Source organism: Flagellimonas zhangzhouensis, assembly GCF_900102925.1.
Taxonomy (GTDB): domain Bacteria; phylum Bacteroidota; class Bacteroidia; order Flavobacteriales; family Flavobacteriaceae; genus Flagellimonas; species Flagellimonas zhangzhouensis.
On record NZ_FNKI01000002.1, the window covers coordinates 946,374 to 959,791 of the forward strand.

The 13,418-nt window shown below is 38.3% G+C and carries 13 protein-coding genes and 1 other RNA gene; 5 read left to right on the forward strand and 9 right to left on the reverse strand.

Annotated elements, in window-relative coordinates; all coding sequences use genetic code 11:
• The first annotated feature begins 97 nt into the window (after positions 1–97).
• The gene (gene ytxJ, locus BLQ18_RS11160) at positions 98–487 is read left to right on the forward strand and encodes a bacillithiol system redox-active protein YtxJ (RefSeq protein WP_090295625.1); all 390 of its coding nucleotides are present in this window, start codon (positions 98–100) and stop codon (positions 485–487) included.
• Positions 488–635: 148 nt separating this feature from the next.
• Here the strand turns inward: ytxJ and BLQ18_RS11165 are convergent, their stop codons facing one another.
• Positions 636–1,820 (reverse strand): hypothetical protein, encoded by a 1,185-nt coding sequence (locus BLQ18_RS11165; protein WP_090297549.1) that lies wholly within the window; start codon positions 1,818–1,820, stop codon positions 636–638.
• 247 nt (positions 1,821–2,067) lie between these two features.
• Here BLQ18_RS11165 and glyA point away from each other — a divergent pair, with 247 nt between their 5' ends.
• Positions 2,068–3,342 (forward strand): serine hydroxymethyltransferase, encoded by a 1,275-nt coding sequence (gene glyA, locus BLQ18_RS11170; protein ID WP_090295628.1) that lies wholly within the window; start codon positions 2,068–2,070, stop codon positions 3,340–3,342.
• Positions 3,343–3,362: 20 nt separating this feature from the next.
• Here glyA and BLQ18_RS11175 read toward each other — a convergent pair whose 3' ends face one another.
• From BLQ18_RS11175 to BLQ18_RS11205, 7 genes are all read right to left on the reverse strand, one after another.
• Positions 3,363–4,049 (reverse strand): hypothetical protein, encoded by a 687-nt coding sequence (locus tag BLQ18_RS11175; RefSeq protein WP_139150387.1) that lies wholly within the window; start codon positions 4,047–4,049, stop codon positions 3,363–3,365.
• 148 nt (positions 4,050–4,197) lie between these two features.
• Positions 4,198–4,866, reverse strand: coding sequence for a response regulator (locus tag BLQ18_RS11180; RefSeq protein WP_090295636.1), 669 nt, complete (start codon positions 4,864–4,866; stop codon positions 4,198–4,200).
• Between the two features lie 29 nt (positions 4,867–4,895).
• Positions 4,896–6,974: a tetratricopeptide repeat-containing sensor histidine kinase gene (locus BLQ18_RS11185; RefSeq protein WP_090295640.1), complete on the reverse strand. Its 2,079-nt coding sequence runs from the start codon at positions 6,972–6,974 to the stop codon at positions 4,896–4,898.
• 311 nt (positions 6,975–7,285) lie between these two features.
• Positions 7,286–7,459: a hypothetical protein gene (locus tag BLQ18_RS17020; RefSeq protein ID WP_175443751.1), complete on the reverse strand. Its 174-nt coding sequence runs from the start codon at positions 7,457–7,459 to the stop codon at positions 7,286–7,288.
• Between the two features lie 138 nt (positions 7,460–7,597).
• Positions 7,598–8,332 carry a LytR/AlgR family response regulator transcription factor gene (locus BLQ18_RS11195; RefSeq protein WP_090295646.1) on the reverse strand — a complete coding sequence of 245 codons (735 nt, stop codon included), beginning with the start codon at positions 8,330–8,332 and terminating at the stop codon, positions 7,598–7,600.
• Positions 8,333–8,742: 410 nt separating this feature from the next.
• Positions 8,743–9,135 (reverse strand): acyl-CoA thioesterase, encoded by a 393-nt coding sequence (locus BLQ18_RS11200; protein ID WP_090295649.1) that lies wholly within the window; start codon positions 9,133–9,135, stop codon positions 8,743–8,745.
• Positions 9,135–10,178, reverse strand: coding sequence for a glutaminyl-peptide cyclotransferase (locus BLQ18_RS11205; RefSeq protein ID WP_090295653.1), 1,044 nt, complete (start codon positions 10,176–10,178; stop codon positions 9,135–9,137). The genes BLQ18_RS11200 and BLQ18_RS11205 overlap by 1 nt, the downstream gene beginning before the upstream one ends.
• A gap of 98 nt (positions 10,179–10,276) precedes the next feature.
• Here BLQ18_RS11205 and ffs point away from each other — a divergent pair.
• The 3 genes from ffs to fsa all read left to right on the forward strand — a co-directional run bounded on the left by ffs (position 10,277) and on the right by fsa (position 11,902).
• Positions 10,277–10,375: signal recognition particle sRNA small type (gene ffs / locus BLQ18_RS11210), an RNA gene on the forward strand.
• A 24-nt stretch (positions 10,376–10,399) separates the two neighbouring features.
• A complete protein-coding gene (locus tag BLQ18_RS11215) occupies positions 10,400–11,209 on the forward strand; it encodes an SDR family oxidoreductase (protein ID WP_090297552.1) in 810 nt (269 codons plus the stop codon).
• A 36-nt stretch (positions 11,210–11,245) separates the two neighbouring features.
• Positions 11,246–11,902 (forward strand): fructose-6-phosphate aldolase, encoded by a 657-nt coding sequence (gene fsa / locus BLQ18_RS11220; protein ID WP_090295658.1) that lies wholly within the window; start codon positions 11,246–11,248, stop codon positions 11,900–11,902.
• 71 nt (positions 11,903–11,973) lie between these two features.
• On the opposite strand, the gene BLQ18_RS11225 is transcribed toward fsa, so the two are convergent.
• Complete coding sequence (locus BLQ18_RS11225; RefSeq protein WP_245668110.1) at positions 11,974–13,362, reverse strand: transaldolase; 1,389 nt, start codon at positions 13,360–13,362, stop codon at positions 11,974–11,976.
• Positions 13,363–13,418 lie beyond the last annotated feature (56 nt).

Sequence of the window (13,418 nt, forward strand, 5' to 3'; positions counted from 1 at the left end):
GTAACAGTCAAAATGTCGCTAAAACCCTTAAAACACAAGACATTTCGTCAGTTGTAAGTTTATTTTATCTTCCCGACTTATCCTGTAAATTTGCGTTATGGGAATATTTGACAGTGTTTTCGGAAAGAAAGAGAAAACAGTACAAGAAAAGAACGAATTGCCATGGATTCCATTGGAATCTTTGGAGCAATTGGAAGAAATAAAAGAAAAATCAAAAGAGAGAACCCAAGTGATCTACAAGCATTCGGTCACCTGTGGCATTAGTAGCATGGTCTTGAAAATGTTCACGGGTTCGTATGATATGGTTACTGAATGTGACCTTTATTTTTTGAGGATTCAGGACCATCGAGATATTTCAAGTGCTATTGCCGAAACATTTAATGTGATCCACGAATCTCCTCAACTTTTGATTGTAAAAGATGGGGGAGTGGTGTTCCATACTTCACATGGGGCAATTTCCAATGTCGATTTAAAAGACTACCAATAAAAAAACCCTGACTTTCATCAGGGCCTTGATTTTTATTTCAGTTGGAATGCCCGCCTACGGCTGGCAGGCAGTCGAGAACTAATGACATTTTGCTACTCTTTCGGCTTCCTTCGACTCCGCTCAGGAACCGCCGCTCGAACAGGCAATCTTAATTAAATTGATATTGTGAGACGATGCTCTTAAGTCTATTTTTTAAGTCTGTTCCTGCATCGTAAACCATTTGTTCGTTTGATGGAAAGGGCACTTCCCTTGCATCCAAATACAATAAAAGGTCGTTCTCCAATGCTCTTTTATCCCCTTGATAGTTGGCAAAGATGTGTTCGAACACAAAATTGCTGGATAAAGGGTAGGAGTTGATTTCTTGTTTGGTCCTTAAATCGGTAAAACTCACCTTAGCACCAATCTGTGCAGTTTTGGTTTGTGTAAACTGATAGAATTTGGCTTGAACCGTTCTCATTTTGTCCACTTTAATATTGTTGCCCAAACTATCTTTTACGGCATTGCCATTGGCATCCAACAGGTATTCCCAACCATCTTTCACCTGTCTTTCTTTAATGATTTGGGTTTCGTTGATACGTTCTGGTGAAATGTTGATTTCCATAAAATCCACATTCATTGCGTAATCATAATCAACATTGGCTAACGGATTGGTGTGGTATTGCAACCAAAAATTGTCAATTCCAAAGGCATTGAAATCCAAAAGTTCCGATTCCAAACGCTCAGGGATAATTTGTTGGGTCTGGTTGGCAATATCAACACGCACAAACTCCAAACCTTTATTATAGGCCTCATCCATTTTGGCTACGGTTTCACGGTAACCAGGATTGATTTCCTGCAAATATTTCAAATCCTCATAAGCTGTGCGGTAGTCGGTTTTGTATTTAGCTGAAGCCAAAAGATTCAATGCGTTGCCATACAAATGCTCGGACAGGTCGTCCTTGGTGTTCAAAATTTTGTTGTCGTAGTTCACAAAATTGAAATTGGCATTTCTACCTTCTTCAACAATATATAGTGGAAGCAAAGGCTTAATGCGCTCTTGGGTTTGCTTTAATTGCTGATATTTATTGTAAATGGTTTCCAGATTTGCTGGATTCCCATCATTTTGAAGAAAAGCGATTTGCTGTTGCTCACGTTCGGTGTTCTTGGCAAAGGCCTCTTCCAAAAGGTAGATGTATTCCTGATTCCCTTTTTTGGTCTTGTTATCGGCCAAATTCTTAATGGCCTTGTTCATGGCCGAGGCATAGTTGCCCGTGTTAATGGCCTCTTGGGTTTTCTTAACGCCACCACAGGCGCCAAGTATCACAATTGCGGTTAAGAGTAGAAGTTTTTTCATAACGGTCAATTTTATGGTTCGATTTGTGGAATTCAATAGCTGTGCCAAATTTTCCTATCCTATAAACGAAAAAAGACAATTGGTAGTATATAATGGATGAAAAGCCTTGATTTATGGGTGTTTAAAAAGTTTTTAATCAATCACATAATTGTTAATTTCTGTTTGATAAAATTGGGCTTGAATCAAAAATTTATTGCATTAAATCCCCTTTGTATTTGTAATTTTACCGCTCATTAAACAAAAAGGAATGCAACGAGACCACAAGATTTTTGAACTGATAGCGGAGGAGAAAGAAAGACAGATTGAAGGTATTGAACTGATAGCTTCGGAAAACTTTACCAGTCCGCAGGTAATGGAAGCCGCAGGCTCTGTTTTGACCAATAAATATGCGGAGGGATATCCTGGAAAACGCTATTATGGTGGTTGTGAAGTTGTAGATCAAGTGGAGCAGTTGGCCATTGATCGTGCCAAGGAACTTTTTGGTGCCGAATATGCCAACGTGCAGCCTCACTCAGGTTCCCAAGCCAATGCATCGGTGTACCATGCTTGTTTGCAACCTGGAGATACCATTTTAGGTTTTGATCTATCTCATGGAGGACACTTGACACACGGTTCTCCCGTGAACTTTTCTGGAAAACTCTACAATCCTGTTTTTTATGGGGTAGAAGAGGAGACTGGTATGTTGAACTACGATAAAATCCAAGAGATTGCCGAAAAGGAACAACCAAAATTGATCATTGCGGGTGCTTCTGCATATTCACGTGATATGGATTTTAAACGTTTCCGTGAAATCGCAGACAGTGTAGGAGCTTTATTGGTAGCCGATATTTCTCACCCTGCAGGTTTAATTGCCAAGGGTATTTTGAGCGATCCAATTCCACATTGCCATATTGTAACCACAACGACCCACAAAACATTGAGAGGTCCTCGTGGAGGTCTTATTTTGATGGGGAAAGACTTTGAAAATCCTTTTGGCATCAAATTGAAGAACGGAAACTTGAGAAAAATGTCCGCTTTGTTGGATTTGGCTGTTTTCCCAGGAAACCAAGGAGGTCCGTTGGAGCATATCATCGCAGCCAAAGCTGTGGCTTTTGGTGAAGCACTTTCTGATGATTACTTGCATTATATGATCCAAGTGAAGAAAAATGCCGAGGCCATGGCCAAAGCATTTATGGCTTTGGATTACAAAGTAATTTCTGGTGGAACCGATAACCACATGATGTTGATCGATCTTAGAAATAAGGACATCACAGGTAAAGATGCAGAAAAAGCATTGGAACTTGCAGCTATCACGGCCAACAAGAATATGGTTCCTTTTGATGATAAATCACCGTTTATTACATCAGGTATTCGTTTTGGAACTTCTGCCATCACCACTAGAGGTCTTAAAGAAGCTGACATGGAAACCATTGTTGGGTTTATCGACGAGGTGATCAAAGATGCTGAGAACGAGGAAAAAATTGCCGAGATAAAACAAAAGGTCAACGATTTAATGAAATCGCGACCTTTGTTCAGTGCTTAGTATTGCTTTTGGCTATATTTTTATTCAAATAGGAATAAATCCTCTTGATATAATTTTTTCTTGCGAAGTGAATAGATCATGGCTTGGTGTTGGTGCTCATAATCATAATAAAGGCCCCAATAATCAAAATACCCTGATTTATTCTTCTTGAGTTGGTTGCCTGCAATGGGCATATCATCCTCAAAAACAGGTACGAAAATCTCATATGGCATTTCGGTCAGACCTTTGGTGAAATACACATAATGCTGTCCAATTACTGAGATTATTTTACCCATTTGCTTTGCTATACTCCTTTCGTACAGTCTGGAAACAATTACCGTGGTTTCCTCGAAGTGCAATGAAAGTTCGGAGATGTCGAACTTAATGCCATTTTTCGCATTGAGTTCCCGAAGAGATTTATCTAGATTACAAGCTATACTATTATCTTTTGGGATAGCAACTTCTACCCAATCACCGTTGTTAAAATGGCGCAAACAATCTAATAGCTGAAAGTTCAAGTGGATATAAATAACCATATCCACCTTATTGCTTAATGCATCGTATTTGCAATTTAATCGTACAGTACCAAAAAAATCACGTTCCAGTCTATTGATAAATTCGTCCAATCCGATGGCCGCCTCAAAGGTCTTTGGAGTGGTAAATCCCAGCTTGCTATTTTTTTTGTTGAAAGAAGACATGTGTGAGATAAATAGTAATTTTCTTTTCACACATAAAATTAAAACGAATCTTTTTTTTGGGATTGCAGGCAATCCTTAAAAATTCTGGGGTTTTTTAGTAGTTTGTAAGGTTTTTAGTAAGAATAGGCGTAAAACCTACTATTAAAATCGAATTTCGCCTCTTTCCTTGTGATTGGATTTAAATAAAACCGCGGTTTTTTGCAGCAATGATCAAGGCCATATCATTCTCATTTTCGGTGCCAAAAAGCGATTTTAAAGCCCTTTTTCTATTCTCGATAGATGACGCAGAAAGACGAATGAATTTTTCCAAATCTTTGTTTTTGGTTCCTTTGGAAAGATGATAAAGAATTTGTTTGTCTTTTTCGTCGATTTCCAAATCGTTGGCCATCTTTTTTCTAATGGCGCCCAATGCTTTTGAGGAGTAGTAAGGTGGTGTGGTGATCATGGTTCTCACCGCATCTTCCAAGGTTTTTGGATCTATATCCGTTTTAACCAAATATCCATCTGGGTCAACTGATTTTAAGATACTGTTGATCCTAAAGTTGTCGCTAAAGGACGACATAAAGGCAATTTTGGTTTCGGGGACAATTTTTCGGGCCAGAATGCCTAAATCTTCCCCAGTATAGGGCTGGTCTTCGTTTGGATCGAATAACTGCACATCCAAAAACAAAATGTCATAATTAAAGGAGTTGGCAGATTCTTCAATCAATTTTTTACCATCATCATAAGAGTTGGCTGTATCCACAATAATATTGTACCCCTCAATTTTCAGACTCTCCAAAATAAATTTATAACCGAGCATGGTAATTTCATGATCATCAATGGCTAAAATTCTAAGTGTATCCATGATTTGAGTAATGTTATTATAAGTAAGAATTAGGCATTTATAGGTTCTTTGCTTTCTGAAACATTGGAGTTGACAAATTGGGTAGGAATCAAAATTGAAATTGAGGTTCCTTTGCCTTTTTCACTGTCAATATCCAATTTACCTTTCAGTTTTTTGGTTCTGGAAATAATGTTTCGAATACCAATTCCTTTGCGGCCTCGGTTCACATCAAATCCAACTCCATCGTCGGCAATGGTTAACTTTAAATCGTCTCCAATGGCCAAAAATGTAATTGAAACATGTTTGCTCTTCGCATGTTTTACACAATTTTTCAATGCTTCTTGGATTACCCGATAGGCATTAATTTTAATGTCGCCCAGCAAACGGTCCCATGGTACTTTTTTGTCGTACGAAAAGGAACATTTCATACCAGAAGACTTTTCAACATCGTCTATCATATCCTCCAAAGACACGATAAAATTATGAAATTTTTCGTAGGAAGAATTGTTCAACTCGTGCGAAATTGTCCGTACTTCCTCTTCCACGCCGCGTAATTTTTCGATCAATTCGGCACGTTGGTCTATGGATGCTTCATCGGTGCGCCCGTTCAAACCGCCCAATATGAGGCGAATACCGAGCATTTCACCCAAAATACCATCGTGCAATTCTTCCGAAATGCGTTTTTGCTCCAATTGTCTGCCTTCCTCAAACTTTCCTTGTTGTGAAAGCAGCAAATTATAAATTTCTTGGTTGGAGGCCTGTTGTATTTGCCTGTTGCGCAAACGGTTGTTATTTATGTAAAGGGCGACGATTACGGTAAAGGTCAATCCAAAAACAACCAAGCCCGAAACAGCACTTGCCCAAGCTTCTGTTTCTTCGGTAAGTGCTTGGTTGGCCTCGATTACCTGATCGGTTTCGAAGCTTATTCGTGCAAATTTATTCCGTTTTGTACGCTCTTCTTCATTGATCAACGCATCCAGTGCATAATATTCATTGGCGTAGGCTGCAGCATGGGCCGTATCTAAATTGGTCAATAATTTTAATGCTTCCAATGATCTTTCATTGTTAAACGTTTCCAAGGCAATGGCTTTCGATTCTTTTGCAACTTCAATAGCTTTGGCCGTATCTCCTTTGGCGGCCAAAACTTCGGCATAAAACTGATGGATACGAGCTAAATCCTGGTGATCATCTCGTTCTTTATTAACCGAATAAGCCTCTTGTAACAAAGCTTCTGCTCCATCAACATTGTTATCCAATTTTAAAATGGAATACGCTAAACTGCCCAAAGCCTTTTCATAGGTGGCCTTATTGCTTGAATCTTTGTTTTTTATAATTTCTTCAAATAAAATTTTAGCTTGGGCGTAATCTTTTTCATTAAAATACACACTGGCTATATTATGCCTATTTTGCCAAATTATTTTTGATTTGTTATCGCCGTCATATTTATTTAGGTAATCTTGAGCTATTTGGTAAGCTTCCAGCGATTTTTGACTATTACCCAATCCTTTGGCTAGAACCCCCATTAAGCTATAAGAATTGTATAATCTTAAGTTGTCCTCTAGGTCATCAAATATTTTTATTGCTTCAGTTACATTGATTTCGGCCCCTAAATAATCTTGATAGGAGTCCTGCATTCGACCCATTCCATACAGCATTCGCGCCCTTAAAGAGCTAGACGTGGAATCGATGGGCATTTGTTCAAAATGGGTTAGGGCTTTTTGATAATTGAAATAGGCGCTATCCATAACGCCGTAGCGTTCTAGGAAAGTGGCCAAATCCCAATTTGAGTAACCTGAATATTCTGGAATTTTAGCTCTTTCGGCCAAGTCTGCTATGCGGGCGTTACTTCGTCTAAAATTTGAGGAATCTTTAAATTGGAAATATATCAATGAAACTTCAGAGAGGCCTTTTAATTTTAGAGTGTCGTTTGTTAAGGTATTTGCCGTTGATTCCGCTTCAATTAAATAGGCTTTCCGATCTTCAAGTGACAATTCTTTGGCTTTTTTGGCAATTTTTATCAAAGCTTGAATGGAATCAACCTTAGAATCCGCAACAACTGCTTCAGTTTTTTCTGGTTTGGAACAGGCCCAAAAACAGCATAGAATAAGTATGTAAATTCCTTTTTTCAATTAAGCTTTTCTTGTTTTTTATCCAAAGTAACAAAAAAGCCCCAAAACTTATAGGTTTGGGGCTGTGTTCTGTAAGGTTGTGTTTTTAAAGTTGCCGAGTGTCACTTGCGCTTTGTTGTAAACGCAACAAGCTATTTTTTATACTTCGGACTTTGATTTGATTTTCAATAGTGTGATTCTTTATGCCTTCCAGTAAACTCAATTTGAGATTGTCATTAGTTGATTCAATATTGGTCTCATCTTTTAAATTAAAAAGAAGTACCAAAATAACTAAAAAGGGCAAAAAAGATTTCAAATGTGTTTTACTTGGATTAATTCTCACTACCACGTCCATCAACTTCCAAATCATCATCATCACTGGCATTTTGATCGATGGTCAATTGCTCGAACATTGCTTCAGTGTCCTGTACATCAGTTTCTGCTTCACAAGAGTAGAATCCAACAGTCATAAGGGCTAGGGCAAGAATGGTAAATACTTTTTTCATAATAGTAGTTTTAGGGTGTTATTATTTGGTTTATGCAGCTAAAGTATATAGCCACTAAAAGGTGCAACAGCCTAGAAAAAAGTCTTTAGTATTCGTATGGATTCTGCAAGAATTTTGCGGTAATCTGATAGAATTCTGCTAATTAACCGCTCTTACTGCGGTTTTGGAGAGTAAATCCTTGAGCGCATCGATGCGGTCTTTATAGGTTTTGGAGAAGGGGAGTTCTTCTTCTTTTCCGTGGTTTAGGGTACAAATGGATTTTCCGTAATTGATTCGGGAAACGTACCTACTATTAAGTATATAACTTTGGTGCACACGGATAAATCCTTCGGGTAATTTCTTCTCGAAAGATTTCAAGGTTTTAAAAGCACTGATCACACTGCCATCTTTCATAAAGAAATCGGTAGTGTTATTGTCCGACTTTAAATAAAGAATGTTTTTGGTGTCCAAATACCTATAATCATTATAAGATTTAAGACAAATGGTAGATGGAACATCTTGCTTTGGATGGTTTTTGCGCAAACGGAAAATGGTCTTGCGGATATCGAACTCGTTGTGAGGCAAAATCCAATAATCGAAAAAGCCGCTTTTAATGGCATTGTAGGCGTAGCTTTTGGTTTTTGCATACCCTATTATAAGGGGTTGCTTTGGTAAATACTGGTTCAATTCGGTCACCATCTGAAAATATTCCATGCCATTTTCAGACAAGTTGATCAGAACCAAATCTGGATTGTACTTTAAAATGGAATTTAACCCATCATTTGGATTGGATGCCACACCTGCACACACCAAATCTTCATACTCCTCCAAATACAACTGTAGTTGTAATTTTGAGGTCGCGTTGGAGTCGATGATGTTATAGCTATAATCCATGTGCAATTTGCTGATTGCAAGTTACTAACGCCTCCAAAAAACTCATTGCAGTTTTCCCTTAAAAAAACTGGGGGAATATCCCGAAAACAGTTGATTTTCCTACAATTTTTAATAAAAATTCGTTAATGTCTATCAATATCTAAGAAAGAGACTCCGTCTGGTTTTAAAAAATATGCGTACCAATTTACCAGTTGAGAGGTAGTTCAACTTAGATTTTCCAATTAAGGAATAGACAGGGTTAAAAGGGAAGTTTTCTGCATTTAGTTGGGCTTTTTGATTTTCGGTTGACCTCTATATTAATGGAACCACGGTTAGTATCAAAATAGGAGGGTGACCGTACATCGAATAAGTGGTTATTATTCGATTAAATGCAGTAATTCGGTTAATTAGGCGCTGTTTAAGCTGTGTGATTATGACATAAATAGCGCTGCTACCTCTTCTGGAACTCTTTTTGGGCGGAAGGTTTTGGCGTCCAATAAACACCAATCCGTGGTGCCTTTTACCAACAAATCCCCCGTGTTTTTGTTCTTGATTTCCACAACTCGGGTGGAAATAGGCCCCTTGTTTTCTGCGATATAGGTTTCAATTTGGATGGTATCGCCCAAAACAGCAGATTTTTGGTAAGAAATATTGTGATTGCGCACCACCCAGATCATAGATTGTCTTATGTCTTCGGTGGTAGCTTTATGCCAATGTTTTTTGCTGATATCCTGAATCCATTCCACATACCTTATATTGTTTACATGGTTGAGTTCGTCCAAATCGGAGGGCGCTACATCAAAGGATTCCGAATACGTATGCATCAATATTTCTTTTTGATTTTCACCTCAAAAAGTTTGTTCCAGTTTTTACCTGTCACAAAAAAGGTTTCTCGTTCTGGGTGGTAGGCTACACCATTGAGCACCGAATTGACTTTGTCCCATTCAGGACCTTTGTCCACTTGACTCTCTAGGCCGCCAAAGTTGATTACACCTTCAATAACCCCTGAAGATGCATCAATGATCATCATACTTTGGTTTTGGTATACATTGGCGTATAATTTACCGGTAACATATTCCAGTTCGTTCGCCTTATTGAATATGGATTTGTTGGTTACGGTTTCAATATGTCCTTTTTCGTCCAAAGTTTCTGGATCTAGCAACCAAATTTTTTCGGTTCCATCACTTTTATAAATCTTTTCACCATCGTTGCAGAGTCCCCAGCCTTCTTTGCTTTTACCATAGGTGAAGTTTTTGATTTTTTCGAAAGTGTTGATGTCATACACATAACCAAAACCACTTTGCCAAGTGAGTTGATAAAGTTTATCGTTCATTATAGTAATGCCTTCTCCAAAAACGGTATTTTCCATATCAATTTTTTGAAGTACTTCACCAGTTTCAAAGTTTACCTTTCGAATAGAGGAAGCTCCCTTTTTTCCTGTACTCTCATAAAGTACTCCATTATGAAACTCCAATCCTTGCGTATAGGCCTTGGGGTCGTGAGGGTAGGTGTTTATAACTTCATAAGTGTACACTTCGGGGGAAGTGGAGGCCAATACCTTTATTTTTTTCTCAATTTCTACCGTTTGATCTTCTATTTTGAACTTAGCAGTTAATGTTTTGTTTCCTAAAGTGGGTAGATTCATAGTGATTTTACCATTTTTTACAGGCAATTCCTTTCCATCTATATAATAATGTAGGTCGGAAATTTCGATATTTTTTTTGTTTTGGAACGCTATTCCTACCTGATCATTTTGCTGTAAGGTTTTGTTCTCCAATTGAATGGCAAAATTTTTGGCAGGATCGGCACTGCCACCGCATCCCAAAAAGAAAATTAAGAGTCCTAAAAAAGAAAATAATTTCGTCATCGTTCGTAATGCTTGTGTCATAACGGATTGTTCATGAATCTGTGAAATTAAGAATGAATTGGGATTGCGACAAATTTAAAAGGTCGTATATTTGCAGTCGGCAAGTCCTACACGACCAGCTCCTGTAGAATCCCCCAGGGCGGGAACGCAGCAAGGGTATACGGTCGTAGCGGTGCGATGTAGGTAGCTTGCCTTTTTTTGTACCCAAAAATCAGATGATCATGGATAAAAAAGTTGTACTGATCACAGGCGGTTCTTCAGGTATTGGTAAATCCATTGGAACATTTTTGACCGAAAAAGGATTTACTGTCTACGGTACTACGCGAAACCCAAAAAACTACCCCAATTTTGATGCTTTTGATTTGGTTCAATTGGATGTTAAAGATGTAGAAAGCATTCAAAAAGCCGTTTCAGAAGTTATTGCCAAAGAAGGCAGGTTGGATGTGTTGATCAATAACGCAGGGGTGGGTATCACAGGTCCTATTGAAGAAACACCACACGAAGAGATACTTAATGTTTTTGATACCAATTTCCATGGTCCCATTCATGTGATGAAGGCTGTTCTGCCCCAAATGCGAAAACAGGGCAGTGGACTTATTATTAATGTGACTTCTATTGCAGGGTATATGGGATTGCCTTACCGTGGGTTTTATTCCGCCACCAAAGGTGCTTTGGGCCTGATTACTGAAGCACTACGTATGGAAGTGAAAGAGTTTGGGGTGAAAGTAACCAATGTTGCCCCTGGAGATTTTGTGACAAATATTGCAGCTGGGCGATATCATGCTCCTGTTCTTGATGGTTCTGCCTATGAGGACAAGTATGCCCAGACCTTGGATGCCATCAATAATGATGTGGATACAGGTGGAAATCCCATTCAAGTCGCGGAAAAGGTTTTTGCTATTATTCAGCAAAACAATCCTAAAGTACATAACCCAGTAGGAGCTTTTATGCAGAAATTTTCACTAAAATTGAAGAGTTTGTTACCCGATAAAGTCTACGAAAAGTTGCTCCTCAACCATTATAAGTTGTAATTTTACACTTCTAAAGAATCACTTAAATAGTTAGAAATGAAGTTTTTTATTGATACAGCCAATCTTGATCAAATTAAAGAAGCTCAGGAGTTGGGTGTTTTGGATGGTGTAACAACCAACCCATCGTTGATGGCAAAAGAAGGTATTACTGGAAAAGATAATATCTTAAAGCACTATGTAGACATCTGTAACATCGTAGATGGTGATGTTTCTGCTGAAGTGGTTTCTACTGATTTTGCTGGAATGGTGAAAGAAGGGGAGGAGCTTGCTGAATTGCATGAGCAAATCGTTGTAAAAGTTCCTATGATCAAAGATGGGGTAAAAGCATTGAAATATTTTTCAGATAACGGTATTCGTACCAACTGTACTTTAGTATTCTCTCCAGGACAGGCATTGTTGGCAGCTAAAGCTGGTGCCAACTATGTGTCTCCATTCTTGGGTAGATTGGACGATATTTCAACTGACGGTTTGAACTTGATTTCTGAAATCAGATTGATCTATGACAACTACGGATTTGAAACTCAAATCTTGGCAGCATCCATTCGTCACACCATGCACGTTATCGATTGTGCTAAATTAGGTGCAGATGTTATGACAGGTCCATTGTCTTCTATCGATGGTTTGTTGAAACACCCATTGACCGATATTGGTTTGGCCAAGTTCTTGGAAGATTACGCAAAAGGAAATTCTTAAGAATAGGATTTTAAATAATATGAAAGCCCTGGATGAAAATTCAGGGTTTTTTTATGCCTAAAAATTAACTATTAAAGGGAAGTGTAAAGGTTGGCAAAACCATCAACCACAACAGAATCTTTAGTGATCACACACTTGTTGAGCCCGTCTATGATCATGGCCATTTGAATTTCTTTGAAATTCTCGCCATAGTACTGCTTTTCTTTATCCAAGCTGTACTCTTTCATCAAATCTTGCCACTGTGGGTAACTGGTTCTTAAATTGATGCCCACAAAGTTGTAGTCTGGATATTTCTTTTCCAACTCAGCAATTTGCTGGCTCACCTTGCGGAAGTGTCTTTCCTGAGCAGCGGTCCAAAAATAGAATACGGTATTCTTCTTTTTATTGGTCACCTGTTTAATGGAAAGCTCGTTGTTATCCATATCCCTAAGGGACAAGTTGGGGATGGTGGTATTCGGCTGCAGGTTTTTGATGCCTTTATATAAAAGGTCTATTTCCTCTTTGTGTGCCTCATTTTTGGATAGGTTTCGGAACTTATCTATAAAAACAATAGCTTCATCGCTTGGATTGTGCACCTTAAGCAAGTAATCCATGGCGATGTTTCTAAACAAGATATCGCGAAGTTCGGTTTGTTGCACTACGCTGTCCACCATTGCCAATTTGTGGTTGTTGAAGTGCAAACGGTCGCCACCTACCTTTTTCTGTTCTTCCGAACAATTATCCGAGCAATACACATAAGACAAGTTTCCGAAGTGCCATTTCATAAAATCGAAATAGGGCTTCAAATAGGTAAGGTCCCTGTTGTCGAAATCCACATCGTTCCAATAACTGTAAAAAGAATCGGGTAGATTATGGAATGCTTCCTCGCCTGTTTCTTTTTTGTGGTAATACGGATACTTTTCCTTAATAATATAAGTGTTGTAATCAATGGATGCTTTGGCCATGGTATATTCCTTTGGAGAAAGGAAATTCTCAGGCTCAAAATCTTTTAAATGGTTGATTTGTATAGCGTGTAGTGAATCTATTTTTTTGCTGAAAACTTCAGGGTCCAATTTGTAAAAATCCTGTACAATTGGTTCATCTTTCTCTTGAATCAAAAACAATTCAATCAAGAAGTTGTTGATATCGCTTCCCTCTCCAGAATACACTAAAGATTCATCAAATTCAACGGTATTCAAACGCGCTAAAAGGCTATCACCTTCTTTCAAATATACATACTGAAGTTCAGGAGTGTGGTCAAAATGGTAAAGTCCTTCCTCAATGCCTTTTAAATCAAAAGTAAAGCGATTGTTTTTGTCCAGTTTTACAGAATCCACATAAGTATCGTTGTGGTAGAGTACCACATAATCACTGGTCGGATTAACGATTTCACCACCAAAAACAACGGATGATTGCTCTGCTGTTCGATCAGAGCAAGAAAGAATGGATAGTAAGGTGAAGCTGAGTAATAATCTTACCATATGAGGGAAACCTTCCATTAGGCTACCAAATGTAAGCATACCGTTAAGCCAACTTT

Coding starts and splice junctions, on each gene's coding strand:
- ytxJ (WP_090295625.1), top strand. CDS start 98: ATGGGAATATTTGACAGTGTTTTCGGAAAGAAAGAGAAAACAGTACAA.
- BLQ18_RS11165 (WP_090297549.1), bottom strand. CDS start 1,820: ATGAAAAAACTTCTACTCTTAACCGCAATTGTGATACTTGGCGCCTGT.
- glyA (WP_090295628.1), top strand. CDS start 2,068: ATGCAACGAGACCACAAGATTTTTGAACTGATAGCGGAGGAGAAAGAA.
- BLQ18_RS11180 (WP_090295636.1), bottom strand. CDS start 4,866: ATGGATACACTTAGAATTTTAGCCATTGATGATCATGAAATTACCATG.
- BLQ18_RS17020 (WP_175443751.1), bottom strand. CDS start 7,459: ATGAAAAAAGTATTTACCATTCTTGCCCTAGCCCTTATGACTGTTGGA.
- BLQ18_RS11195 (WP_090295646.1), bottom strand. CDS start 8,332: ATGGATTATAGCTATAACATCATCGACTCCAACGCGACCTCAAAATTA.
- BLQ18_RS11200 (WP_090295649.1), bottom strand. CDS start 9,135: ATGCATACGTATTCGGAATCCTTTGATGTAGCGCCCTCCGATTTGGAC.
- BLQ18_RS11205 (WP_090295653.1), bottom strand. CDS start 10,178: ATGACGAAATTATTTTCTTTTTTAGGACTCTTAATTTTCTTTTTGGGA.
- BLQ18_RS11215 (WP_090297552.1), top strand. CDS start 10,400: ATGGATAAAAAAGTTGTACTGATCACAGGCGGTTCTTCAGGTATTGGT.
- fsa (WP_090295658.1), top strand. CDS start 11,246: ATGAAGTTTTTTATTGATACAGCCAATCTTGATCAAATTAAAGAAGCT.
- BLQ18_RS11225 (WP_245668110.1), bottom strand. CDS start 13,362: ATGGTAAGATTATTACTCAGCTTCACCTTACTATCCATTCTTTCTTGC.